This is a genomic window from Bacillus sp. C1 (assembly GCF_054570475.1).
In genome coordinates, this window is sequence record NZ_JBTMZT010000002.1 from 503,423 (window position 1) to 528,813 (window position 25,391).

Sequence of the window (25,391 nt, forward strand, 5' to 3'; positions counted from 1 at the left end):
TCATATACAAATGAAGATTTGTATTGTTAGGTGTGGTAACTAAAAATAAGAGGTTTTTATCATTGTAACCGAGAAGCTCTTCTCCTCTAAACGAAGTGAAGGTAGGAGGAGTTTAGCTCGTTTATGTACAAATATTAGTAAAGTAAGATGAATATTATAAGAGAGTACAAATTTTAAAGGAGACATATATATGGGGTATATGAAGGAATTACGTAAGTTGGTTGGAAGTAGACCTTTACTTATGGCCGGAGCGTGTGTACTTGTTATAGATTATGAGCAACGAGTTTTATTACAACTTCGAAAAGATAATGGATGCTGGGGACTCATTGGTGGTTCTATGGAGTTAGGAGAAACACTTGAACAAGTAGCTCATAGAGAATTGTTTGAGGAAACAGGACTAACAGCTGAGAATCTTAAGCTCATTCATACATATTCAGGGGAAGATTTTCATTATCGATATCCTCATGGTGATGAAGTGTATAATGTTGTGACGGCTTTTGAATGTAAAGAATATAATGGTCATTTACGTCATGATAAAGCTGAGGCAACAGACCTTCAATTTTTTTCTTTATATAACTTGCCGAAAAATATAAGCCCGCCAGATAAGCCTGTACTGGAAGATTATAAGTTAAAATGTAATGTATAAGAATTGGTGGCTAAAGGGATGAGTAATAAAAAAGAGAGACCAAATGTTTATCTGGTCTCTTGTTTATTATTTTTTCGGTTTAATATAAGGAGCAAAATAAAAAGTTTTTAATTTATTTCGTGAACATTTTGTTTGGAAAGCAGAGTGTCTATGTTCGGAAGTGAAAAAAATCTTAACAGAAAATTATAATAAGATAGAAAAATAGGTATGCAAGCAATTGTTCTATGTGTATAATGTGAATTATTGGAATATGCATATTTTCTGTTATTTGAAAATGAAAGGGCTAACATTTTTAGGAGGGATAGCAGAATGAAGGGAAAAGTACCAGTTTTCGTAGCATCTACATTTGCAATGAGCATGATGTTAGGAGCATGTAGTTATCAAAAAGATGAACCGTCAGCGGGAGCCAAAGGGGAAAGTGGAAATAGTAATGCGAAGCAAGTCATACATTTAACGGAAACACAGGAAATTCCAACGATGGATCCAGCGTTATCTGCTGAGGCAGTATCAGCGCGAGTGATGAATAATACGATGGAAGGGCTATACCGACTGGATAAAGGGGACAAGCTTGTTCCAGGTGTAGCGAAAACAAGTGAAAAATCAGCTGATGGGAAAAAGTATACGTTTAAATTACGTGAGGATGCAAAATGGTCAAATGGGGAACCTGTAACAGCGAAAGACTTTGTATATGCTTGGCAACGAGCGATTAATCCAGATAAAGCAGCAGTATCAGCATATATTATGTTTGATGTTAAGAATGCTCAAAAAATTAATAAGAAAGAAATGGCACCAGATCAATTAGGTGTAAAAGCTGTTGATGATTATACATTAGAAGTAGAATTAGAGCATCCTGTTCCTTATTTTGAAAACTTAATGATTTATCCATTGTTTTATCCTGTAAATGAAAAGTATGCAAAAGAGCAAGGGGATAAGTTTGGTCTAGAGGCAAATACGACACTGTATAATGGACCATTTGTATTAAGTGAGTGGAAGCACGAAAGAAGTTTCCAAATAAAGAAAAATTCTTCGTACTGGGATAATAAAGAAGTGAAGTTAGAAGAAGTGAATTTTAACATTGTAAAAGACTTAGCAACAGCAATTAACTTATATGATACAAAAACGGTGGATCGTGTGAATTTGAGATCTGAGTTTGTTGACAAATATAAAAATGATCCGGATTTTAAAACGGCAAGTGAAGCTTCTGTATTCTTCATTCGCTTCAATCAAAAAAATGAAGTTTTAGCAAATAAAAATATACGTAAAGCAATTGCACTTGCTTTTGAACGTAAACCACTTGTTGATACGATTTTAAATAATGGTTCTACTGAAGCAACAGGACTCATTCCAAGTAAGTTTATTAACGGACCAAATAAAAAAGATTTCCGAGCTGAAAATGGAGCGTTAGTAAAAACAAATGTAAAAGAAGCGAAGAAATATTGGGAAGCAGGTAAAAAAGAATTAGGCAAAGATACAATCGAAATGGAGTTATTAAATGAAGATGTAGATTTGTCTAAGAAAACAGGAGAATATGTAAAAGGTGAGTTAGAAAAGAACTTACCAGGCTTCACGCTGAAAATTAAGCAACAGCCATTTGCGCAAAAGCTTAAACTTGAAGACAATGGAGATTATGATATGACATTTGCTGGATGGTCTCCAGACTTCCCAGATCCAGTAACGTACCTTGATATGTTCATAACAGATGGTACGCAAAATAAAATGAAGTATTCGAATCCGAAATACGATGAAATTATTATGAAAGCAAAGACAGATGGCAGTGATGTAACGGCACGCTGGAATAGTTTACTTGAAGCAGAAAAAATGTTGATAGATGATGCGGCGATTGCTCCTGTATATCAACGGAGTATGGCTTACTTACAGCGAGGAACAGTTAAGGATGTTTATAAGCATAATTATGGCGGAGATTTAAGTTTTAAATGGGCGTCTGTAGGGAAATAATTGAAAAAGAAGCAGGAGAAATTCCTGCTTCTTTTTCAGCTTGTTGGGAAACAGGGGCCAGGGGACTCCTGTTTTTTTGTCGTTTTTTGCTGGTTAGTCGATATCCTTTGTCGAATCGCTGATATATGATGAGAAATGGTCGATATATTTGAAAAATCGTCGATAAAATTTCATTCACCACTTTATACGAAACGATCTCGTCAGATTACCATGTTTCTTTTTAGTACGTACGTTTTTTATAAATCCCTTTTCCTCCAACTTGTTTCCAGCCTGATTGTAGCTCTGTACTTTTATCAACAAATTTCATTTTTTCTTTCCCGCCAAATAGCTTTTCGCCAATACCATTTGTAATGACGCCAATTAGTGCTGTAATTCCGATGACGAGGACAGCAACAATAGCAAAATCAATAAAAAAAGCACCCATATGGACTTCCTCCTTTTGCCTGTCTGTAACTTTATTGTATGAGAAAAAAATATAAAAAGAAAGAAAAGTTAGAAAATAAATAGTTTGCTTTGAAACAGGCTAGACAATAACGAGGAGACTTGATAGAATAAGAGAACAAGTGTTCTGTATCGAGGGAGCGTTCTAGCTATGGATATGTCTTACATTGTGCCATTGTTTTATTTATGAAAGGTAAGAAAATGCTATTTTCAGCATGTGGTTGATTGCGGGATAGGAGAGGGGGAGATTTCTATAAATCCATTAAGAAGGAACGCTACACGAATGGAATAAAAGGATTTGTGTCATGCGAAATTTATGATGGTTGTACGTGGTTTAAGTGATCGTTAAAGGTACACGTTTTTTCCATTAGAAAGGAAATTTACTGTATATTTCTTTCTTAATCTATTGTATAATGATTATAGAAGTTACTTATTTAAAGTAATTGTTGTTTCATAAAAATTGCTTGTTTAGCAGTTGTTGTTGTTTACATGAAAAGCAATTTTTTATTTTGTTGTAAGACAAGTTATAGTGAAGAATTGCTGGAAAATAGAAATTTAAACTGTAATTAGTACAGAATTTGTACTCTTTAAGGAGAGTGAGTCTTGTATGGTAACACTATATAGTTCTCCAAGTTGTACGTCTTGTAGAAAAGCGAAATTATGGTTAGAGGAAAACCATATTCCTTATACAGAACGTAATATTTTCTCAGATCCATTAACGATTGAGGAAATTAAAGAAATTTTACGCATGACAGAAAGCGGAACGGATGAGATTATTTCAACTCGTTCGAAAGTTTTCCAAGAGTTAAATGTTAATTTAGAGTCTTTACCACTTCAAGATTTATATAAGATGATTCGTAATTATCCAGGGATTTTACGTCGCCCTATTATGATTGATGAAAAACGTCTTCAAGTAGGTTATAACGAAGATGAAATTCGTCGTTTCTTACCACGTACAGTGAGAACATTTCAGTTACGTGAAGCACAACGTCTTGTAAATTAATAATAAAAGTTATGTATATGAAAACCTTCTACCGTACAGTAGAAGGTTTTCGCATACATATATTATTTATTTGTATGATTGTACGTCATTTTTCATCATGCAAATCACGACTTTGAAAATAAAAGAAGCTTTTCACTTCGCATTTGCTAATTTTAAATGTTGAACAATAAATCCAATAGTTAATACTGTGAAAATAAACAGGAAGGGTACACTTGCTGTAAATGAAGGGTTATTTTGAAAAAAATTCACAAGTTTTGTTTCATGAGTAATCATTCTTCCGGCTGTGTAAGCAAGAACTGCCCCTCCGCAATAAATGAGAAAAGGAAACCGCTCCATAAATAGTAAGACGAGCTTGCTTCCCCAAATAATAATGGGAATGGAAATTAACAATCCGATAATTACGAGTGCTAAGTTCCCATGAGCTGCTCCAGCAATTGCAAGGACATTGTCAAATCCCATAACGAGATCTGCAAATACAATTGTACGAATCGCTTGAAATGTTGTCGTTTTTCCTTGTATAGAAGAAATATCACTACTATTATCGGTAAGTAAATTTACGGCAATAAGTGTCAGTAAGATGCCGCCGATAAGCTGTAAGAAAGGAATGTCGAGTAAGTAGACAGCAAGTATTGTAAGGAGAATTCGCAGCACAATTGCTAGACCTGTACCAATAAAAATGGCTTTATTCCGTTTTGATTCGGGTAAGTTGCGGCTTGCAAGCGCGATTACAATTGCATTATCACCGCCTAATACAACATCGATACCGACAATCATTAGTATAGATGTCAAAAAGTCTAACTCCATTATTTTGCCTCCAATTTATTCTGTTTTAATAAAGCGTACAGGTTTGGATCTATGTATGAAATGAAAAAGCTTGACCAACTCTAATACAATTGTACGGTGTGAAGTGTAATTGTATGTCCAATTTTTCGAGTAATCGTATATAGATGGAAGAGATAAGGAGCTAGTGACGCAGAATAATCTAGGTGAATAACTGTTTTTATAAAATCAAACAATTTTATTTCCATTCTGGAGAATCTTATCATAAAATGAAAGTACAAGAATTTATTGATTTGTCATATGAGTGGGGAATCCCTTCATAACAATGCCAAATAGGAAGGGAGAGTTGTATTTTGGATATTGAAAGAATTAATGATCATACGATGAAATTTTTTATTACGTACATTGATATAGAGGATAGAGGGTTTAACCGTGAAGAGATTTGGTACAATCGTGAACGAAGCGAACAATTGTTTTGGGAAATGATGGATGAAGCTCGTGATTACGATGATTTCTTTATTGATGGACCACTTTGGATTCAAGTGCAGGCGCTTGATAAAGGCATTGAAGTACTTGTAACGAAAGCACAGCTTTCAAAAGATGGACAAAAGTTAGAATTGCCAATAGGTCTAGATAAGGTAATTGATATCTCTTTAGATGAGCGGATTGAATCGTTGTTTCAACAAGAATTAGAGGAAGAGATAGAAGTGGTAACGAACTTTAACGAAGATGGAACATTAGGATTTTTAATTAAATTTAATGATTTTGAAGATGTCATCGCTTTAAGTCATCGACTTATATTTGAAGATATAAAAGATGAATTGTATTCGTTTGAAGACCGCTATTATGTATATGTTGAATTCGATGAAGTGCTACACGATGAAGAAGAAATTGATCGTATTTTAAGTATTATTTTAGAATACGGGGAAGAATCGACTTTAACAGTTCACCGTGTAAGCGAGTATGGTAAACAAGTTGTTAAAGAACATGCACTTGAGACGATTCGCAGTCATTTTCCTTCTAAAACGTAGGCCGATTTCAATATTATGAAATCGGCTTTTTATATGTTGGGTATGATAAGAAAAGAAATACTTCGTAAGTAAGGGGGGGAAGACATGAAAAATACGCTAAAGTTATTTTTCTTTTTTCTAGGTTTGTTTGTTGTGTTCGTTTCGTTACGTATGTTTATTGATGTAGCATTTTATTCGGATGTTATGGGCATGAAAAACATTTCATTTATAGGAATTATAAGTATTTTGTTTACGATTTCGGCATTTTTAATTGGGTGTGTTATTTTCTTAGAAAATAGGCATCCTTCTAAAACACTGACATGGCTAATTGTACTAGGCATTTTTCCAGTGTTTGGTTTTTTTGCCTATTTATTATTTGGACAAAATTTTCGCAGAAAACGAATGTTTCAAAAGAAAGCTCTTTTAGATGAACAAGCTTTTTTACAGTACAAAGGTCATGAAGATTATAAAGAGCGTATTTTGCAAAAACATAAACATCAAGAGTTATTATTTCGTTTAGCTGACAGGCTTGGAGCCTTAAATATTTCATTTCAGACAGAAACAAAAGTGTTAACGAATGGGGATGAAACGTTTCAAGCAATTGTAACGGGATTACAAAAAGCAAAGCATCATATTCATATGGAATATTATATTGTACGTGACGATAAGTTAGGTACACAAATTAAAGAAATTTTAATTCAGAAGGTGCAAGAAGGGGTTACTGTCCGTTTTCTATATGATGCGGTTGGAAGTTTTAAACTGTCAAACGCTTATATTGATGAACTAAACAATGCGGGGGTAGAGATGATTCCTTTCTTTCCGGTCCGGTTTCCGATTTTGAACGATAAAATTAATTATCGAAATCACCGGAAAATCGTGGTGATTGATGGAAATGAAGGTTTTGTAGGTGGATTAAATATTGGTGATGAATACTTAGGGAAAAATAAATATTTTGGATTTTGGAGAGATACTCATTTATATTTACGCGGTGAGGCGGTTCAAAGTTTGCAACTTATTTTCCTGCAAGATTGGTTTTATATGACGGGTGAAGCGGTATTAGCACCTGAATATTTACAGGCAAAAGCGGTAGATGGAGAGCACTGGGGCGGTGTACAACTTGTTGCAGGTGGGCCGGATAATAAATGGGAGACCATTAAGCATCTTTATTTTACGATGATTGCTTCGGCAAGGAAGTCTATTTGGATTGCTACGCCTTATTTTATTCCAGATGATGATATTTTATCAGCATTAAAAGTGGCCGCTCTTGCTGGCATTGATGTACGTTTATTGATGCCGAGTAAACCAGATAAACGAACGGTATTTTATGCATCAAGGTCTTATTTTCCGGAATTATTAGACGCAGGAGCAAAGATATATGAATATGAAAAAGGTTTCTTACACAGTAAGATTGTCATTGTGGATTCTGATTTGGCATCGATTGGGACGGCAAATATGGATATGAGAAGTTTCCATTTGAATTTTGAAGTGAACGCCTTTTTATATGATACAGACAGTATCCGAAAGCTTGTTAAGGATTTTGAAGAGGATCTAGAGGTATCAAGTGAAATTCATGTGGATCACTTTCATAAGCGCCGTCTTCATAAGCGCATTGTGGAATCGACATATCGGTTATTATCACCTTTATTATGAGGGAGAGGATATTCTTACAAGGATATCCTCTTTTTGGTGAGAAAGGAATTTGTAATACATTGTAGAATACAACACCATATAGAAAGGATGTGGTTTTATGTTTGTTGCAAGGAGAGAGAATGGAGGAGAAGTTCACCTTCTTGAAAATAGAGAAGAACAAGAACTGCTTGCAATGCGAAAGAAAGAACGCTTTTTTTGCCCAGGTTGTAGGAGGGAAGTCCAGCTCAAGTTAGGGAAACAAAAGAGATGGCATTTCGCTCATAAAAAAGTAGAGCAGTGCCTCGTTTCATCTGAACCGGAATCCGCTTATCATATGCGCGGGAAGGAGCAACTATATAGATGGTTTAGGGCACAAGGATTTCAGGTGAAAGTCGAACATTTTCTTCCCGAGATTCGCCAAAGACCCGATCTTTTTATTGAAACGAAAGGGAGACAAATAGCAATTGAATATCAATGTGCTTCTTTATCTACTGAACAGTTATTCAAGCGAACTTCTTCCTATTGGGAAGAAGGGATACAAATCATTTGGATATTGGGCGGAAATCAAATGAAAAGGCACTCTGCTTATTGGCTTTCATTATCCTCGTTTCACCTTTTCTGCATACAATCTTATCCTCAGCCGTCGCTTTTCTTTTTTTGTCCAAACGAAAAATCATTTACGAAATGCGAACTTCTTACGCCGTTTTCTACAAATGTTTATTTTTCATATATGATTCATTACCCACTGCGCAGTATTACTTTTGAAGAGCTTTTTTGCCAAGCGCCCATTACGAAAGAACGATTGGAGCGGGAATGGCAAAATAAAAAGACTTACTTTCGAGCGAATGTCCTTCCGGTCTGGAATTATAGTCACAAATCACTGTTACACCTCTTATATCAACAGCGTCTTACACCTTCTTGTTTTCCATCTGAAATTGGTGTTCCTCTTCCCTCTGCATTTGCACTTCAAACGCATACTTTTATATGGCAAGCTCTTCTTTGTATAGACTTCATTGGCAAATTTAAAACGGGAGAATATTTTTCATTACATGCTGTGTTTTCCTATGTAAATAACAGGCGTAATATTCAGCGGCGTACGTTACCTTATTTCTCGCAAAACGTATGGCAGCGGGCAATCTTAGAATATGTAACGTTTTTATGTAAAGTGGGCATGATTGAAAAGATGGATGTACATAAGTACCGGAAAATAAGGCAATTTATGATGCTGAAAACGGAAGGAGAAATAAAAGAATATGATGCGATTTGTTTGTCACATGCGCTAACGTTGTTTGAAACAAAGTACAACATGGGAAAAGGAAAAGCGGATATAATAAAAGAGTACATGGAAGGAATTACATAAGAAGAATAGAATTGTACCTAAGTAGAGATTTGAAGGAGGTTTTTATTGATGTCTAATCAAAATACAGCCAAAACATTGCCAGATCGCAGTGAGATTGAAGAAAAGAACACATGGCGTTTGGAAGATATATTTCAAACGGATGAGCAGTGGGAAAAAGAATTTCAAGCAGTAAAAGAGTTGCTACCAAAGTTAGCTGAATTTAAAGGGAAACTTGGCGATTCTGCTGATTCATTATTAGAGGCTCTGCAATATGAAGATGAAGTTTCTATGCGATTAGGAAAATTATATACATATGCGCATATGCGTTACGATCAAGATACAACAAATTCTGCTTATCAGGCGCTGAACGATCGAGCAACAAATTTATATTCTCAAGCATCCAGCGGTATGGCATATATCGTTCCTGAAATTTTAACAATTTCAGAAGAGAAATTACAATCATTCTTACAAGAAAATAAAGAATTAAGTATATATGAACATGCGCTAGAAGAAATTACACGTCAGCGTCCTCATGTATTATCAGAAGCGGAAGAAGCATTGTTAGCGGAAGCTGCTGAAGTTATGAGTGCATCCAGCAGTACATTTGGTATGTTGAATAATGCGGACTTGAAGTTTCCATCTATTAAAGATGAAGATGGTGAAGAAGTAGAAGTAACACATGGTCGTTACATTCAATTTTTAGAAAGTGATGATCGTCGTGTTCGTCATGATGCATTCCAAGCTGTGTTTGAAACATATGGGAAATATAAAAATACATTTGCCAGCACACTTAGTGGAGCAGTAAAACGAAATAATTTCAATGCACGTGTTCGTAAATATGATTCGGCACGCCAAGCTGCGTTAAGCAATAATAACATTCCAGAAACAGTGTACGATCAACTTGTTGAGACAGTAAATGATAACTTACATTTACTGCACCGTTATATTGACATTCGTAAGCGTGCATTAGGACTTGATGAACTGCATATGTATGACTTATATACACCGCTTGTACCTGAAGTGAAAATGAATGTGAAATATGAAGAAGCGCAAGACATTTTGCTTAAATCATTGAACGTTCTTGGTGATGAGTATGTGGGGATTTTAAAAGAAGCATATGAAAATCGCTGGGTCGATGTGTATGAAAATAAAGGAAAACGAAGCGGAGCTTATTCATCTGGTGCATATGGAACAAATCCGTATATTTTAATGAACTGGCATGATAATGTAAATAATTTATTTACCCTTGCACATGAGTTTGGTCATTCTGTGCATAGCTACTATACAAGGAAAACACAACCACATGTATATGGTGATTATTCTATCTTTGTTGCGGAAGTCGCATCGACTTGTAACGAAGCGATTTTAAATGACTACTTATTAAAAACAACAGAAGATAAGAAAGAACGTTTATATTTATTAAACCATTATTTAGAAGGATTCCGCGGGACTGTATTCCGTCAAACGATGTTTGCGGAATTTGAACATATCATTCATACAAAAGTACAAGAAGGTCATGCAGTAACGCCAGATATGTTAACAGAAATTTACTATGATTTAAATAAAAAATACTTTGGTGATGCTTTAGTCATCGATAAAGAAATTGGTTTAGAGTGGTCTCGTATTCCACACTTCTATTACAACTATTATGTATATCAATACGCAACAGGATTTAGTGCAGCAACAGCCTTATCCAAACAGATCTTAGAAGAAGGACAACCAGCTGTAGAGCGTTATATTAACGAATTCTTAAAAGCCGGAAGCTCTGATTATCCAATTGAAGTGCTGAAAAAAGCAGGGGTAGACATGGCGTCACCAGAACCTGTTAAAGAAGCATTACAAGTATTCGAAGAAAAGTTAAACGAATTAGAAGCGCTATTATTTGAAGGTAAATAATAGTGGAAGAAGGCGGGCGAGAGTGGAAATTCTCGCCTTCTTTCTTTTTAGCTATGTTAAATAATATTGTCGATTTCAGTAAAAAGTAAGGGAACCCCTGTTTATGGAGTTCCCTTGTTTCGTTAAGTCCTAGAAAAACCGGTCAAAGGATAGGTTAAACTTTATTTATGAAACGCGTCTTAATTACGGTTTTTGAAAGAGTTTCAGTTGTTTCATTCTTTTGTTTAAAAACCCTTAAATCGCCTTCTATGATTGAAATAAGAGAGGCTAATGACAATGATTGCAAACAAAAGCGGCAACGCAATCATTTTTGGAAATGCTTGTAATAGTGATAGAATGTATAAGGAAAATGAAATGCAAATACAAAAAAGTAGAAAGAAGATATGCGTTTTTTTCATAAAATCCCTCCTAAAAAGCTTCTTTTTAAAGCTTATTCAGTAATGAAAACGTTTAGAATGTGACAAAAGTGTGAAATTCGACAAAAAGGCTTGTCATCTGACGTCGAATCTTGTAATATAATAGACGTGAACGAATTCACATACAAACATATACCCCTTTGTTTGAACGTGAAAATTTCTCCCATCCCCTTTAATATTTTTATAAGCCGTAAAGAAAAAGACCTGGTGTTTACACCAGGTCTTTTTCTGTTACAATCCATTTCCAATAACGCTCACACTTTACTTCCATCGTTCGTACTTTTCTTTTTAATAACAATTTTTTTAGCTCTCGTTCTATTTCTTGCTCGGAGCAGTTATAGATAAAAGCAATTTCTTTAGATGATATAAACTGTACCATTTCTAGTAATGCTTCTAGTGGCGGTAATGGGGCAGGAGCAATATCACATTTTACAATTTCTTTTAAAAGCTGTACGTATACTTCATACGAATAAATTCCTGCAATCTTAATACCTTCTTCATCTGAATTCGCATGAAAGAATACGAGGGAAGGGATTTCGGTAATGTGCATTTCATTTGTGAATTTTAAATCACATTGAAATGCTTTTTTTGCACTAATAGAATGCAAATCTTTTTTGAATTCCTCCATATCAATGCCGCTTTGCTCTGCACATGTAAGTAGTAACTCTAAATCTGGTTTTGAGACATTCTCAAGAAAAATGTATTCTTGGAGTTTTCGCAAAAATTTAGAGCCTGCTTTTCGGCCTTGTAACTCAGCTGCTTTAATTGCAATAGAAACTAAATATGGTGTAGATGAGGCGGGTTGCATATGTACTTTTCCATCGCATGAAAAGCCATGCAAACTCGTTGTTTTTTCCCACACAAATCGAATATTAGCAGGTTTATTCCATTTGTGCGGGGAGGCGATGCCTCCTTCCGCTTTGCCTGTTAATATGTGACGAATCGAAAAATATTTTCCGTATTCGAGCCATAATTTAATGATAACCGGTTCGATTTCCCAGCAATCTTTGCAAAGTGGATCAATAAACAAATACACTTCTACAGACTTATGTTCGCACTTGGAAAGCGAAGGAATGCGCATATGCTTTGCTTCCTGTTTATCCATCACGCTTCACCTGTTTCGTTTGGAGTGTTGACCATATGCTGAGCAGTTAATGTCAAACGTTCAAAAACAAATTCACGAATTTGCCCGTGTACTCCTGTATCTTCCAGCGCTTGTTCCATACATGCTAACCAGGCTTTTGCTCGCTTTGGTGTAATCTCAAAAGGGAGATGGCGTGCTCTTAGCATAGGGTGACCGTGTTCTTCTGTATACAAGTTTGGTCCACCTAAATATTGGGTTAGAAATTGCTTCTGTTTCCTGGCTGTTTCTGTCAAATCGTCTGGGAAGATGGGAGATAAGTCAGGGTGTTTACTGACATAGGAATAAAACGTATCGACTAATGTTGCAATGACTTGTTCACCGCCAATTGCTTCAAATGGTGTCATCGGTTGCTTGTTCATCCTGTATAAACTCCTTTTTCCATCAAATGTATATATATTGTAGCAATGGATTGTAACGAAGAGCAACTAAACAGCTTTTGTACAATCCTTTGCTCATTTTTTGTTCATAAAAGATTCCTTTTTTAGAGGAAGTGAAATCTGTTTGTAAGCCCGGTTGGTGATGGCTTCTCATCAGTAAGAAAAACTTCTACTAATGGAAATTTCACTTTAGCTCTCTTTGTTCTGTTTTGCAAGGAAAAAGCGTTGCACTTTATTTTTTGTATGACGAACTGGTATATGATATGTGTTTAATAAACGGAGGAACTCAGCTTTTCCTATTTGTTCATCTTGTACTTCATATTCAAGTTCATAATCATCGTGATTGTAATAAAAACTATGATCAAATACAAGTGTGCCACCTTTGAATGGAGTTTCCGCTCGCTCTGTTGTTAAGCTTCCCATATAAGTTAAAGTAGAAACAGGAATTTCGAGTGTATGTAATTGATCTAGCACAGGGCCTGTAATGAGCTGATTTGTTTCCATCATTTGCATTGCTTCTTGTTCTGTTACAGATTGATGGGTTTCTAGTAACCCAACTGTAGCTGGTTGTTTTAAAGTTAATGTGTAAGCTCCGTCTTTATGGCGAATACGAAGAGCAGAGCTGGCTTCTTTTAAAGAAAATGTAGGTGTTTCAAAATAATGATTCACTTGTTTTGTAAATGAGTGGATAGAAAATGCATCACATAATGTTTGAAATTCTCCTTGTGTAACTATATTTTTAAATTCAATTTCAATTTCTTGCGTCATTGGTTATGCTCCTTTTTAAGTAATTTTTTAGACATTATCGCTTTTTCACAAATTTGGTTCAATGTTTTATTTGTTTGCGTCTATGTTATGATACAATAATAGTGTGAAGTAAGACAGGAAGTTGATATGGAGGAGTTAGAGCATGCAAAATAAAATTCAAGTTAAGAGCGTAGAAGAAAGAGAAAATGCTCTTATTTTTTGTGCAGAAAATACTGAAGTACAAGTGGCGGAGTTAACAGCACGTAATCACGTACTTGTAGACTCAGATCATTTATCATTTTTATATATTTTAGAAAACGAATCGGCTTTTATATATGTGAGTATTCCACATACATGCTGGACAGCAATGCAAGATGCTATGAAACAAGAGAAAGCAATGTTTGTTCGTGTGAACGATACTGAAATTGAGCTAGAGCAATTGAAAGAAGAAGTAGAATATTTAATTGAAAATATTGAAGGAAATGCAAATTATGGAGAAGAACTTGTAACTGCTGTAGAAAAAGTATTTCTATAAGTAAATGGATTGACTTTGGTGGTGGTTGAAATGAATCGTAATTGGGAAGAATTTTTAGCGCCATACGACCAAGCGGTGGCAGAGCTAAAAGTGAAATTAAAAGGAATGCGTTCTCAGTTTACAATGTTAACAGAGCACTCTCCGATCGAATTTGTAACTGGCAGAGTAAAGTCGGTTGCAAGTATTATTGATAAGGCAGAGAAGCGAAATGTACCGCTTGATAGGCTCGCAGAAGATATGCAAGACATCGCGGGTCTTCGTATGATGTGTCAATTTGTTGATGAGATTAAGCCTGTTGTAGAATATTTGCGAAAACGGAATGACTTTGAAATTGTGGAAGAACGCGATTATGTAACGCAAAAGAAAGAAAGCGGTTATCGTTCGTATCATGTTGTGATTAGTTATCCGGTTCAAACGATCCGCGGAGAGAAGAAAGTATTAGTTGAAATTCAAATACGAACGTTAGCAATGAATTTTTGGGCAACAATTGAGCATTCTTTAAATTATAAATATAGTGGGCGTTTTCCAGAGGATATTAAAGTGCGTCTTCAACGTGCAGCAGAGGCAGCATTTTTATTAGATGAAGAAATGTCTTCGATTCGCCTTGAAATTCAAGAAGCACAAAAGATTTTTTCGCGTAAACAAGAAGCGAAAGAATCCGAATCATAAACTAAAGGGTGTTGGGCGATGAATTTTGCAATTATGTCAAAGGGAGATCAATCATCAAACGCACTTGCAAGTACAATGACTGATTACTTGCAGGATTTTGGTTTTACAATGGATGAAACGAATCCAGAGATTGTGATTTCTGTTGGGGGAGATGGGACGCTCTTACACGCGTTTCATCGCTACCATAATCGATTAGAGCATACTGCATTTGTTGGTGTACATACGGGACATTTAGGGTTTTATGCAGATTGGTTACCGACAGAGGTCGAAAAACTTGTTATCGCAATTGCGAAAACACCGTTTCAAGTGGTGGAATATCCACTTTTAGAAGTTATTATTCGCTATGTGAATGGAAGTAAAGAATCGCAGTATTTAGCAATGAATGAAGCGACAGTAAAACGAGCAGAAGGAACATTAGTAACAGAGGTAGAAATTCGCGGAGAATATTTTGAAACGTTTCGAGGCGATGGTCTTTGTATTTCTACTCCTTCTGGAAGTACAGCTTACAATAAGGCGCTAGGTGGAGCAATTATTCACCCTTCTATTGAAGCGATTCAAATTGCAGAAATGGCTTCGATTAATAATCGTGTGTTCCGTACAGTTGGTTCACCGCTTGTTTTACCGAAGCATCATACATGTGTGTTAAAGCCAGCGGCAGGAATGAATTTACAAATTACAGTGGATCATTTAACAATGGTTCATCAAGATGTAAAGTCAATCCAATACCGCGTTGCAAACGAGAAGGTGAGATTTGTGCGTTTTCGTCCGTTCCCATTTTGGAAACGAGTTCGTGATTCGTTTGTGGCGGGTGAATAGAGAGGATTATGCATTTGAGAAGATTTACATTAAAGTGGTGTATGACAGAAGCGGAGCAGGGAACACTCATCCGAGAGTTTCTAAAAGCGAAAGGGATTTCTAAAGCTGCTTTAACAGATATAAAGTTTCAAGGTGGAACAATTGAAGTTGACGGTAAGTATGCGACGGTACGGCACGTATTACAAGCTGGAGAAGAACTACAAGTATTCTTTCCACACGAAGAGAGAAGTGAAGGAATGCTCGCAGAACATATTCCTTTGCACGTCGTATACGAAGATGAGTCTGTACTAGTGATAAACAAAGAACCATATATGTCAACCATTCCGTCAAGAGAACATCCAGATGGAAGTGTTGCAAATGCGCTTCTTTATCATTACGATCGGCAGAATCTTGCGAGTACTGTACATGTTGTAACAAGGCTCGACCGTGATACGTCGGGACTTATGCTTATTGCAAAAAATCGTTTCATTCACCATCTTTTATCAAAACAACATCAGCAAAAGCAAGTAAAACGAACATACGAAGCAATTGTTCATGGAGAATTGCTAGAAGAATTAGGAACGATTGATGCGCCAATTGGAAGAAAGAGCGATAGTATTATTGAAAGAACGGTATGTGAAAACGGTCAAAAAGCCGTTACTCATTTTCAAGTGCTGGAGAGATTTTCTAATAAGACGCGCGTTTCACTACAGTTAGAAACAGGAAGAACGCATCAAATTCGTGTACATATGGCATATTTGGGACACCCTTTATTAGGGGATGACTTGTATGGAGGGAGTACGATTCAAATAAAACGACAAGCGCTTCATAGTACGAGCCTAACGTTTTATCATCCAATGTTAGAAAAACAGATGACCTTTCATGCAGATGTGCCAGAAGATATGAAAGAAGTATTAAAATAAAGCTGTCCTCAGTGTATGAGGGCAGCTTTAACTTTATCTCGCTATTCCCCTACCTCAAGATTCAGAGAGAAGCAAGGGAGATAGGTGAGGAGCGGGCTGCCCGTAAAAGCTTGATTGGGTAGGGCTGATAATCAGTGGGGCTGAAGAAAACCTCCACTGAATAAAGTTTCACTTTATTATGTAATGGTTCGAAATTTTTCAGGTACAAATGGCATGGAAGAGGGAACGGAAATAGTTTCCATCTCAGGGTACCGAAGTGCCGTTAACTTTCCTCCAAATACCGATCCTGTATCAATATTTACCGTATGATTGACAAAACGAGGTTCTGCTACAGGAGTGTGGCCGTACACAATCCAAGCTTCCCCTTTATAATGTTTCGCCCAATCACGGCGAACGGGAGAGCCATCCGGATGTTTTTCACCTGTAATGTCACCATATAATACGAAAGTTTGCACCTTTTTATCTGTTCTTCCAATATAATCTTGGCGAATACCAGCATGACAGACGATAAGGTTACCGTTATCTAATATGTGGTAAAGAGGAGACTGTTCATATAGATCAATAAACTTTTTTTGCACTATTTTTTGCTCACGAGTAGATAATGCTTCATATTCAGCAACAGTTGTTTCTAGTCCGTGTGCAATTGTAACGTTACGTCCGATGAAAAAACGGTACAACTTATTACAATGATTTCCTGGAGCGTAATAAGCTTCTTTTTTATTGATAACAAGCTCCCACACAATTTCGATCATGCGGAGTGATGCTGGGCCGCGATCAGTAATATCTCCGACAAAAGCAAGTTGTCTGTTTTCTTTATGGATAGGAAGACCACTATCCCAGTTATAACCGAGACGCGCTGTTAACGTTTGAAACTCTTCTAAACAGCCGTGAATATCCCCGACAATGTCGTATCTCATTATACAATCCTCATTTCATTTTTTTCTTAGTATACCTAAAGTATATATAGAAAAAAACCATATCTAGTAGATATGGTTTAATCGAACATAAATGTTTTCGTTCGTGATCTTACGTTTAGTATAAAGCCAATTGCAATCATATATGTTAGTAAGGAACTACCGCCATAACTCATAAGAGGAAGGGTAATGCCTGTAATTGGGAGTAGTCCAATCGTCATCCCAATATTTTGGAATACTTGGAAGGTGAACATTCCAATCGTTCCTGCACATAAATAGCTACCGAACGGATCATTACTTTCTAAAGCGATATGAATCATGCGATAAATAAGAAGGAAGAAAAGTGAAATGACAACACTTGCTCCTAAAAATCCGAATTGCTCGGCAATGTTTGTGAAAATAAAGTCGGTATGCGGTTCTGGGAAATATACTTGCCCATCTTGCCAGCCTTTACCGTGTAATTCACCTGATCCGGTTGCTAAAACAGCTTGTCTTAACTGATATCCTTGCGTTTCATATTCATAAGGCGCTAACCAGCCGTAGAAACGGTCTAATTGATATTCTTTTAAAATATGTTCCTTAAAGAAAGCAGTATGTTCAAAGTAAATGTACGTTAATGTAGAAGCTGCTGCTACCACAATCCCAGTTAAGCCGAAAATAAAGCGCCAGCGTATACCAGAAACTAAAATCATCGCTGCAAGCATCGCTGAAATAACCATTGTATTTCCTAAATCAGGCTCTTTCGCAATTAAAAGTAATGGTGGTAAGCTTGCGCCGAATATTTTACCAAGTAAAATGAGATCTTCACGCGGTGAGCGAAATGGATATTTTTCATTATGGTTGACAATAATACGGCCAACAACAATGATTAAAAATAATTTCATAATCTCAGAAGGCTGGAAGTTACCGATACCCGGAAGGCTATACCAAGCGGTAGCTCCTTTAATCGTTACTGCTCCAGGGATTTTTAATTCAAGCCCAATGAGTAAAATCATCGCAACTCCATACAAATACCAAGCGATTTGTTTATAACGATCAAAATCAATAATCATAATCGCAACAATTGCGATCGCTCCAATGACGTACCATTGAATTTGCTTCGCTACAAAGTTTACTTTTTGCAAAGCTGGTGGTAAAGAGGGTTGTGCACTTGCGATGGCAAAACAACTTACAATGGCAATTGCAAGTAAAATTAGGATTAATATGTAATCTATTCGATATTGAGAGTTTTTATCTTTCACTGCATGTAATCCTTTCTATTGCTCTTTATGAATGCTCTTTATGAATTGAATCAGTAGAAGTTCTTCATCCAAAACTGATTGTTAGCCCTCCTAAACTGGGCTGCTCCTTACCTTATTTCGTTGTTTTCAATGTATTTTGAGGTAGGAGGCCTTACTGCTCACAAATAGCGGGATAAAAAAATCCGCTATTACCATATTAGCGGATTTTGGACTGTTTGCAAATATGTTGTTTTGATTTTGATGAAAGGATTTCTTGTGAAAATAGAAAGATTTGATTAGAAAAAAGAAATAGGGATCGAGCATTCGATCCCTACTTTTAAGAAGAGTGAATTTGTAATTCTTTTTGTACAGACCGAAGACAATGGAGTAATCTCGGTTTTGAATCTTGGGTATTGAGACTATACTGGTTGTAATACCGAAGGACAGTTAAAATCCAATGTAGTGCATTACGAAGTCCTAGGGTGTATTGATTTCTGTCTTGTAAAAATCCATAATTGCGTGAAGTGATAACGAGGTGTGTAATATCTTCAGTTCCTTCTAGTAGTTTTTGATGGATTTGTTGTCCATCATGGTAACGAAAGTAGCTGAGGGATTCTGCAATATACGCTGCTTTTCCTTTCGATAATAAATGAATCCAAGAAGCCATATCAATACTGCAATTATAACGTCTTTCAGATAAGACACCGAACGGCTCTGTTAAGAATGATTTGCGAAATAATACAGTAGTTGGTTCGCCGATGATATTGTTACCCGTTTCTAACATCATATTTCCAAATTGTAACCCATTCAATATCATATTCTCTGTAAAAATTGGAATGAGTGGTGCAGGAATTTCTTCATCGTTTTCTTCTACGTCTATTAGTGCCCCTTTTTCATCAATGCGTTGACGTAAAGAGGTAACAAGAGAAATTTCATTTTTTACATCTTGTTGAAAGTAATGCATCATTTTTTCTATTTTCTCTGGATGGAAAAGATCATCATCCATTAAAAAATTGACATAGGCTCCATTTGCGCGCTCTAGTAACATTAGATCATTATGAAACTGCCCTAATGTAGGGTGGTTTCGAATGTAAGTTATATGATCATAACGGGGTAAGTATTGTGTACGTATTAAATGTTCTGTTTCATCGTTTGTACTATCATCACCAATTATAATTTCTATGTTTGAATATGTTTGTGCGAGAGCACTTTCTAAGGCGAGTTGAAAAAAACTAGGACGATTGAAAGTCGGAATTAAAATAGATACAAGTGGAATTTGTGTTTTCTGTTGTATCATATTGTAGCTTCCGTACTTGTTTGTCTTTTTTGAATGAGTATAATATCTTGATAGCTTGTGAAGTTTGTTCGACCACACCAAGATCCGAAATGAAGGGGTTCTACAATTTTAGTGTCATATTTTTTAAATAAATTCCGAATCCATTTTTCTGGATAGGCAACTGCAAACTCTGGCATATCTTTATTTACGACAATATGATTACCTAAATCATATTGAAAAAGAAGTGTACTAAATCCGTTATGTAAGTAATAACTAGATTCTGGGTTAATAAGAAACATCGTCAGAAAACAGCGACCATTTTTTTTCATAACGCGTAATATTTCTGTGAAATAATGTTCGAGTTCAGCTGGGCGTAAATGTGTAAATACAGAAGTTAAGAAAATAAAATCAAATGTTTCGTCTTCATATGGAAATCGATATTCCGAAGCAGCTATAGACCCATGTGGATTGTAAAATGAATTGGTTATATTTGCATGTTGAAAATGAAAATTGTTATATTTGGGTGAAATATGATTTTGACACCAGGAGATGCCAGTTGAGAAAATATCAAATCCGAAATAGCGGCCGTGCTCATTTAAATATGTTGCAAGTGGAACAGCCATCCTTCCAACACCACATCCAACATCTAATACGCAATCATCCTTTTTTAAATGACCAATTTCGATGAAATGGCGAAGGAATTCTTCGCCTACTTCTTGGAAGTTTCCTCCTACATAATGGATCAGTTCAGGAGGAGGGAGTAAGTCTTCGTCGTACTTGTTTCTATTTTCGGCCATATCAACACACTCCTGTTATATTTCAAATAAGGTTGATGGGATGTACTCATTCTTCTTTACGCCAGTATGCACCGAATTGATCAATCGGTGTTATTGGTGTTTCAATTCCTCGTTGTTTTCTAAAATCTTTCACGGCTTCCGCACACATCGGTAACCCATAATCATCAATAATAATAAACCCTCCTGTAGAGACTTTATCATATAAGTTAACTAAGCCATCCATTGTTGATTCGTACATATCTCCATCTAGTCGCGCGATTGCTAGTTGTTCAATCGGTGCTGTTGGTAACGTATCTTTGAACCAACCTTTTAAAAATTTTACTTGTTCATTTAATAAATCGTATTTTTTAAAGTTTTCTTGTACTTGTTCTAAGGAAACGCGTAAATAGTCAAACGTGTGGAGATAGTCTCCGAAATCTTGAGGATAATTTTCTATGTCTGGAGCAGGGAGACCTTCAAACGAATCAGCGACCCAAATGTTACGGTCAGTAATATTGTTTGCTTGTAAGAAACCACTCATAAAAATACACGATCCGCCTCGCCAAACGCCCGTTTCAATAAAATCACCTGGTATGTTTTCGCGAACGACAGTTTCCATTGCTTCTTGAAGTTGGTTTATACGTGCTCGCCCAATCATGCTATGTGCAGCTCGAGGCCAATCACTTCCAAGGGCCCGCTCGTCTCTAGATACATCGGATTTTACAATTTTTAAGTGGTGTGCTTCAGCGTATTGTTTAATGATTAATGGAACAGGAACAGTAATAGGTTCGTAATGAAGTTCTTTTGGGAGATGTAAAGAAGCTGGTAAATAGGATTCGTATTCTAACCAAATTTCAAATAAGATTGTTTTCTTTAATAGTTCTAAATACATGTGAACGGCTGTTTCATTTTGCATATTTGTTCCTCCTATACATTGTCATACAATTTTATAGTTATGTGAGAGATGTTAAATTCATGATTGAATCAAGCAAAGAAAGAATCTGAAGGAAAAGGAATAAAAAAGAGCTAACTCTAGAAAATCGATATAGTCCGATTTTCTAGAATCAGCTTCTTGTAACAAAAATTATGCAACTTTTTCGATAATAATAGATGCATTGACGCCTAAAGCAAGTGATATACCTAATCCAGTCACGACAACTTCAAGAAAAGCTGGTACGGAAAAAACTGGTGTAATAGCTTGAACGACTAGAGGTGTCCCGGCGGTCAAGAGTGGTGATATGCTAGTTCCTGGTATAGGCGTCCCATCTAACCGAATTTCAATGGAACCTAATAAGCTTACGGCTGCAGTATATACAATTACGGTAACTTTATAAAATCCTGTTTCGTTAAGCATAAATGTATCAGCATCAAATTGAGTAATTGCAGTACCGAATTGTGCGCCGACTGTACTGAATGGAACTGGCTGATTAATACCAATGCTAAGGATACTACCAGAGTTAAACGCGTATAGTCCTGCTGGAAGTCCTAAACCACTAGGTCCAGTTGGCCCAGTCGGTCCAGTTACGCCAGTTGCACCAGTTCCTGAAGTTGGTCCGGTTGGTCCGGTTGGTCCAGTTGGTCCAGTTGGTCCAGTCGGTCCAGTCGGTCCAGTCGGCCCAGTTGGTCCAGTTTCCCCAGTCCCGCCAGTTCCTGAAGTTGGTCCGGTTGGTCCAGTTGGTCCAGTTGGTCCAGTTGGCCCAGTTGGTGCAGTTGGAAAAGTAAACGGCGGGATCGGCGGTAATGTTGGTCCTACGAGATTAGGGTCTAACGCGCTAGCTGATAAAAATTCCTCTGGATTCAAATCATTTGAACGATCTTTATTTGACATAAATTCACCTCCATAAGGCTTTCATTATATAGTAGATGCAAACTCGAGAAAAAATGATACGGACAGATGAATTATTTAAAATAATATTGTAAAGCTTGTACTTTATTTGATTTTTCGGAAAGTTTTTCTCTTTATTAGCATATGATTGAGTTGGAAGAGGGTGATATTTTGAGTGAAAAAAAACTTACAATTAGTTTATGTATGATTGTGAGAGATGAGGAACAGACAATTGGAAGATGTTTGGATTCCATTCACCAGCTTGTTGATGAAATTATTATCGTTGATACAGGTTCTATAGATCGAACGAAAGAAATTGTGGCGGAGTATACCTCGCATATATATGACTTTGAGTGGATTGATGATTTTGCGGCAGCGAGAAATTTCGCGTTTTCTAAGGCGACACAAAAATATATATTGTGGCTGGATGCCGATGATATTTTGACAGAAGAAGCACAAGAGGCGCTTAAAGAGTTAAAACAGAGTTTAGATGAGAAGGTTGATGCTGTATCTATGTCTTATCATCTTGTTATGGATTCGAACGGAAAACCATTATATAGTTCAAGGCGTAATCGACTTGTGAAACGAGAAAAAAATTTCAAATGGTATGGTAAAGTTCATGAATATTTGGAAGTGTATGGAGAGATTTTGAGAAGTGATGTGGCAATTACACATAGAAAGGAAAAACAAGCGACGGATCGAAATATAAAAATTTTTCAAAGGGCAGTAGAAAGCGGGGAAGAATTAACACCGAGAGATATTTTTTATTATGCAAACGAATGTACGGATCATCAAAAGTATCGTGACGCGATTCCGCTATATGAGAAGTTTTTAGCAGATGGTAAAGGATGGGTAGAAGATAATATTTATGCTTCTGGTAAATTAGGAGATTGCTATGCGAAATTAAACGAATGGGATAAAGCGATTGAAGCATGTGTAAAATCATTTAAGTACGATATTCCAAGAGGAGAAAATTGCACGAGATTAGGAAATATGTATATGGAACAAGGAAAATATAATGAAGCAATATATTGGTATAAAGTAGCAACAGAAGTACCGTTACCACAGAATTCTCCCTTTCATAGCGCAGCTAGTTATACGTGGGTGCCCCTTTTGCAAATGTGCGTATGTTATAGCAGATTGGGAGACAATGAAAAAGCGTATTACTACAATGAATTAGCAGCTTCATATGTTCCAAATAACGCTGCGGTTGAATACAATCGTAAATATTTTAAAGGAGTATTTGATAAAGAGTATACGGGATAGTGGATGATTCTTTTAGAAAAGAGGATAAAAGATTTGTGATTTAAGTAATAGAAGATGGAGCAGCAAACTATACTTATATCAGTGTAGAAAATTGCATGTTGAGTAGCAATGATATAAATACAAAATAAAGCGCCATAACACATTTCTTTTGTAGGGGAGAGAGTATATAGACATAGAAGCGGTCAGGGATTTTTTTATCCCATGCCAAGTGAAAATAAAATGAGTGCAGGTCTCCTTTTGTTTTCATGTGAGCAATTTATATGTTGGAAACAAAGTAGGAATATAGAGTTTGAGAAAAAGGCAGATAATCACCATTTTTTAGAAGGTTTATAGGCGATGTCTTCGCACAAATGAAAGTTTTTTCGGAGGGGAATTATAGCATAAAACGAAATCATAGTATTTCAAATTGAATATGTACAAGGAGTGAAACTGAATGAATAAAAAAGAGCCTACTTTATATGAAGAAAAATCTAATTTTTACTATGATGGTGCGAATCCAAATTTATTAAAGCATGTGAAAGAAGGGTGGAAAGAAGTTCTAGATATTGGCTGCTCTGGAGGGGGATTAGGAGCGGCTATTAAAGAAAAAGGTGCCCGTGTTTCAGGGATTGATTTGTTTGCAGAAGCGGTAGAGAAAGCAAAGGGGAAATTGGATCATGTGATTCAAGGGAATATAGAAACGATGGATTTACCCTATGAGGAAGAGCAATTTGACTGTATCATCTTTGGGGATGTATTAGAACATTTATTTGATCCGTGGGCTGTGTTAGAGAAAGTGAAACCATATTTAAAAAGCGACGGTGTCATCTTAGCAAGTATCCCAAATATATCTCATATCTCAGTATTAACATCCTTGCTTGCAGGGAATTGGACCTATACAGAACATGGATTACTAGATAAAACGCATATTCGGTTCTTCACGTTTAATGAGATGATACGAATGTTTCTTAAAGCAGGTTTTGTAATTAAAAATGTGGACCGTGTATATGTGGATCATGATAACTACGTTCCATTTATTGAAGATTTATATGAAGTTTGTGAAAAGCATGGGATAAAAAGTGGCTTTGTGGCGGAGACGATTGTGTATCAATATGTCTTTGAAGTTGGGAAAATGTAAGGATGAGTTCACCTGATAAAACAATCTTATTTGTCACTTGTGTAAACGATAGGAAAATGTATGCCAAATGTGTAAAGCACATTTTAGCCTTAGCAGTTCCTGAATCTTATAAGGTGGAATTTCTTCAAATTAGAGATGCGAAAAGTATGGCAAGTGGGTACAATCAAGCCCTTTCTCATCCAGCAAAGTATAAAGTGTACTTACATCAAGATGTATTCATTATAAATCCTCATTTCTTACACGGAATCATCCAATTGTTCCAAACGTATGAACATTTAGGGATGATTGGGATGGTGGGAACGCAGTATGTTCCGCCTAATGGCTTATGGCATATGAGCAAAACAGTTGTTGGTAAAGTAATTGGATATATGAATGACTTATTTTATGTGGCATCGCAAGAAAAACCTCATCACGAATCGAAAAGTTTTATACCTGTTCAAATGATTGACGGTTTATTAATGGCGACGCAGTATGACGTTCCGTGGCGTGAAGATCTGTTTGATGGTTTTGACTTCTATGATGTGTCGCAATCTTTTGAATTTGCGAAGTTTGGTTATACAGTGGGAGTCCCTGTTCAACGTGATGCTTGGTGTATCCATTATCACATTGATGTGAACATGGAGAACTATGAAAAATATAGAGAAATTTTTGTGAACCATTATATGCCTGAATAGAATTTTGAATGGTGAGA

General features: G+C 36.2%; 25 protein-coding genes. 14 read left to right on the forward strand and 11 right to left on the reverse strand.

Features of this window, described 5'->3' with window-relative positions; all coding sequences use genetic code 11:
- Window positions 1-190: 190 nt before the first annotated feature.
- Together ACX5JI_RS09035 and ACX5JI_RS09040 are read left to right on the forward strand one after the other, a co-directional pair.
- Window positions 191-646: an NUDIX hydrolase gene (locus ACX5JI_RS09035; RefSeq protein ID WP_459500742.1), complete on the forward strand. Its 456-nt coding sequence runs from the start codon at window positions 191-193 to the stop codon at window positions 644-646.
- Between the two features lie 309 nt (window positions 647-955).
- The gene (locus ACX5JI_RS09040) at window positions 956-2,602 is read left to right on the forward strand and encodes a peptide ABC transporter substrate-binding protein (RefSeq protein WP_459500743.1); all 1,647 of its coding nucleotides are present in this window, start codon (window positions 956-958) and stop codon (window positions 2,600-2,602) included.
- Window positions 2,603-2,822: 220 nt separating this feature from the next.
- On the opposite strand, the gene ACX5JI_RS09045 is transcribed toward ACX5JI_RS09040, so the two are convergent.
- Window positions 2,823-3,026: a hypothetical protein gene (locus ACX5JI_RS09045; RefSeq protein WP_459500744.1), complete on the reverse strand. Its 204-nt coding sequence runs from the start codon at window positions 3,024-3,026 to the stop codon at window positions 2,823-2,825.
- 624 nt (window positions 3,027-3,650) lie between these two features.
- Here ACX5JI_RS09045 and spx point away from each other — a divergent pair.
- Complete coding sequence (spx, locus tag ACX5JI_RS09050) at window positions 3,651-4,046, forward strand: transcriptional regulator Spx (protein WP_459500745.1); 396 nt, start codon at window positions 3,651-3,653, stop codon at window positions 4,044-4,046.
- A 132-nt stretch (window positions 4,047-4,178) separates the two neighbouring features.
- Here the strand turns inward: spx and ACX5JI_RS09055 are convergent, their stop codons facing one another.
- Complete coding sequence (locus ACX5JI_RS09055) at window positions 4,179-4,850, reverse strand: TerC family protein (RefSeq protein WP_459500746.1); 672 nt, start codon at window positions 4,848-4,850, stop codon at window positions 4,179-4,181.
- 329 nt (window positions 4,851-5,179) lie between these two features.
- On the opposite strand from ACX5JI_RS09055, the gene mecA reads away from it, so the two are divergent.
- The 4 genes from mecA to pepF all read left to right on the forward strand — a co-directional run bounded on the left by mecA (window position 5,180) and on the right by pepF (window position 10,700).
- Window positions 5,180-5,857, forward strand: a complete 678-nt coding sequence (mecA, locus tag ACX5JI_RS09060) for an adaptor protein MecA (RefSeq protein WP_459500747.1) — start codon at window positions 5,180-5,182, stop codon at window positions 5,855-5,857.
- A gap of 84 nt (window positions 5,858-5,941) precedes the next feature.
- Window positions 5,942-7,486: a cardiolipin synthase gene (gene cls, locus ACX5JI_RS09065; protein WP_459500748.1), complete on the forward strand. Its 1,545-nt coding sequence runs from the start codon at window positions 5,942-5,944 to the stop codon at window positions 7,484-7,486.
- A gap of 97 nt (window positions 7,487-7,583) precedes the next feature.
- Complete coding sequence (locus ACX5JI_RS09070) at window positions 7,584-8,825, forward strand: competence protein CoiA (protein ID WP_459500749.1); 1,242 nt, start codon at window positions 7,584-7,586, stop codon at window positions 8,823-8,825.
- A gap of 48 nt (window positions 8,826-8,873) precedes the next feature.
- Window positions 8,874-10,700 carry an oligoendopeptidase F gene (gene pepF / locus ACX5JI_RS09075; protein WP_459500750.1) on the forward strand — a complete coding sequence of 609 codons (1,827 nt, stop codon included), beginning with the start codon at window positions 8,874-8,876 and terminating at the stop codon, window positions 10,698-10,700.
- Between the two features lie 627 nt (window positions 10,701-11,327).
- Here the strand turns inward: pepF and ACX5JI_RS09080 are convergent.
- From ACX5JI_RS09080 to ACX5JI_RS09090, 3 genes are all read right to left on the reverse strand, one after another.
- On the reverse strand, window positions 11,328-12,221 hold the full coding sequence (locus ACX5JI_RS09080) for a ClpXP adapter SpxH family protein (RefSeq protein WP_459500751.1): 894 nt from the start codon (window positions 12,219-12,221) through the stop codon (window positions 11,328-11,330).
- Window positions 12,221-12,619 carry a globin domain-containing protein gene (locus tag ACX5JI_RS09085; protein ID WP_459500752.1) on the reverse strand — a complete coding sequence of 133 codons (399 nt, stop codon included), beginning with the start codon at window positions 12,617-12,619 and terminating at the stop codon, window positions 12,221-12,223. Before ACX5JI_RS09085 ends, ACX5JI_RS09080 begins: the two co-directional genes overlap by 1 nt.
- 207 nt (window positions 12,620-12,826) lie before the next feature.
- Complete coding sequence (locus tag ACX5JI_RS09090) at window positions 12,827-13,405, reverse strand: CYTH domain-containing protein (RefSeq protein ID WP_459500753.1); 579 nt, start codon at window positions 13,403-13,405, stop codon at window positions 12,827-12,829.
- A 142-nt stretch (window positions 13,406-13,547) separates the two neighbouring features.
- Here ACX5JI_RS09090 and ACX5JI_RS09095 point away from each other — a divergent pair, with 142 nt between their 5' ends.
- Genes ACX5JI_RS09095 through ACX5JI_RS09110 form a run of 4 tightly spaced genes read left to right on the forward strand, consistent with a single transcriptional unit; the run spans window position 13,548 to window position 16,306 of the window.
- A complete protein-coding gene (locus ACX5JI_RS09095) occupies window positions 13,548-13,919 on the forward strand; it encodes a UPF0738 family protein (protein ID WP_459500754.1) in 372 nt (123 codons plus the stop codon).
- A gap of 30 nt (window positions 13,920-13,949) precedes the next feature.
- Window positions 13,950-14,588: a GTP diphosphokinase gene (yjbM, locus tag ACX5JI_RS09100; protein WP_459500755.1), complete on the forward strand. Its 639-nt coding sequence runs from the start codon at window positions 13,950-13,952 to the stop codon at window positions 14,586-14,588.
- Between the two features lie 18 nt (window positions 14,589-14,606).
- Complete coding sequence (locus ACX5JI_RS09105) at window positions 14,607-15,404, forward strand: NAD kinase (protein ID WP_459500756.1); 798 nt, start codon at window positions 14,607-14,609, stop codon at window positions 15,402-15,404.
- A 14-nt stretch (window positions 15,405-15,418) separates the two neighbouring features.
- Complete coding sequence (locus tag ACX5JI_RS09110) at window positions 15,419-16,306, forward strand: RluA family pseudouridine synthase (protein WP_459500757.1); 888 nt, start codon at window positions 15,419-15,421, stop codon at window positions 16,304-16,306.
- 176 nt (window positions 16,307-16,482) lie between these two features.
- Here ACX5JI_RS09110 and prpE read toward each other — a convergent pair whose 3' ends face one another.
- The 6 genes from prpE to ACX5JI_RS09140 all read right to left on the reverse strand — a co-directional run bounded on the left by prpE (window position 16,483) and on the right by ACX5JI_RS09140 (window position 22,320).
- Window positions 16,483-17,223 carry a bis(5'-nucleosyl)-tetraphosphatase PrpE gene (prpE, locus tag ACX5JI_RS09115; RefSeq protein ID WP_459500758.1) on the reverse strand — a complete coding sequence of 247 codons (741 nt, stop codon included), beginning with the start codon at window positions 17,221-17,223 and terminating at the stop codon, window positions 16,483-16,485.
- Window positions 17,224-17,300: 77 nt separating this feature from the next.
- On the reverse strand, window positions 17,301-18,461 hold the full coding sequence (locus ACX5JI_RS09120; RefSeq protein ID WP_459500759.1) for an FtsW/RodA/SpoVE family cell cycle protein: 1,161 nt from the start codon (window positions 18,459-18,461) through the stop codon (window positions 17,301-17,303).
- 316 nt (window positions 18,462-18,777) lie between these two features.
- On the reverse strand, window positions 18,778-19,734 hold the full coding sequence (locus ACX5JI_RS09125) for a glycosyltransferase family 2 protein (RefSeq protein WP_459501060.1): 957 nt from the start codon (window positions 19,732-19,734) through the stop codon (window positions 18,778-18,780).
- Window positions 19,734-20,513 carry a class I SAM-dependent methyltransferase gene (locus tag ACX5JI_RS09130; RefSeq protein WP_459500760.1) on the reverse strand — a complete coding sequence of 260 codons (780 nt, stop codon included), beginning with the start codon at window positions 20,511-20,513 and terminating at the stop codon, window positions 19,734-19,736. Before ACX5JI_RS09130 ends, ACX5JI_RS09125 begins: the two co-directional genes overlap by 1 nt.
- Before the next feature lie 46 nt (window positions 20,514-20,559).
- Window positions 20,560-21,408, reverse strand: coding sequence for a TylF/MycF family methyltransferase (locus ACX5JI_RS09135; protein WP_459500761.1), 849 nt, complete (start codon window positions 21,406-21,408; stop codon window positions 20,560-20,562).
- Window positions 21,409-21,576: 168 nt separating this feature from the next.
- Window positions 21,577-22,320 (reverse strand): BclA C-terminal domain-containing protein, encoded by a 744-nt coding sequence (locus tag ACX5JI_RS09140; RefSeq protein WP_459500762.1) that lies wholly within the window; start codon window positions 22,318-22,320, stop codon window positions 21,577-21,579.
- A 201-nt stretch (window positions 22,321-22,521) separates the two neighbouring features.
- Here ACX5JI_RS09140 and ACX5JI_RS09145 point away from each other — a divergent pair, with 201 nt between their 5' ends.
- The 3 genes from ACX5JI_RS09145 (at window position 22,522) to ACX5JI_RS09155 (ending at window position 25,374) form a co-directional block, all read left to right on the forward strand.
- Window positions 22,522-23,583: a glycosyltransferase gene (locus tag ACX5JI_RS09145; RefSeq protein ID WP_459501061.1), complete on the forward strand. Its 1,062-nt coding sequence runs from the start codon at window positions 22,522-22,524 to the stop codon at window positions 23,581-23,583.
- Between the two features lie 433 nt (window positions 23,584-24,016).
- On the forward strand, window positions 24,017-24,700 hold the full coding sequence (locus ACX5JI_RS09150; protein WP_459500763.1) for a class I SAM-dependent methyltransferase: 684 nt from the start codon (window positions 24,017-24,019) through the stop codon (window positions 24,698-24,700).
- A 2-nt stretch (window positions 24,701-24,702) separates the two neighbouring features.
- Window positions 24,703-25,374: a glycosyltransferase family protein gene (locus ACX5JI_RS09155; RefSeq protein WP_459500764.1), complete on the forward strand. Its 672-nt coding sequence runs from the start codon at window positions 24,703-24,705 to the stop codon at window positions 25,372-25,374.
- The last annotated feature ends 17 nt before the right edge of the window (window positions 25,375-25,391 follow it).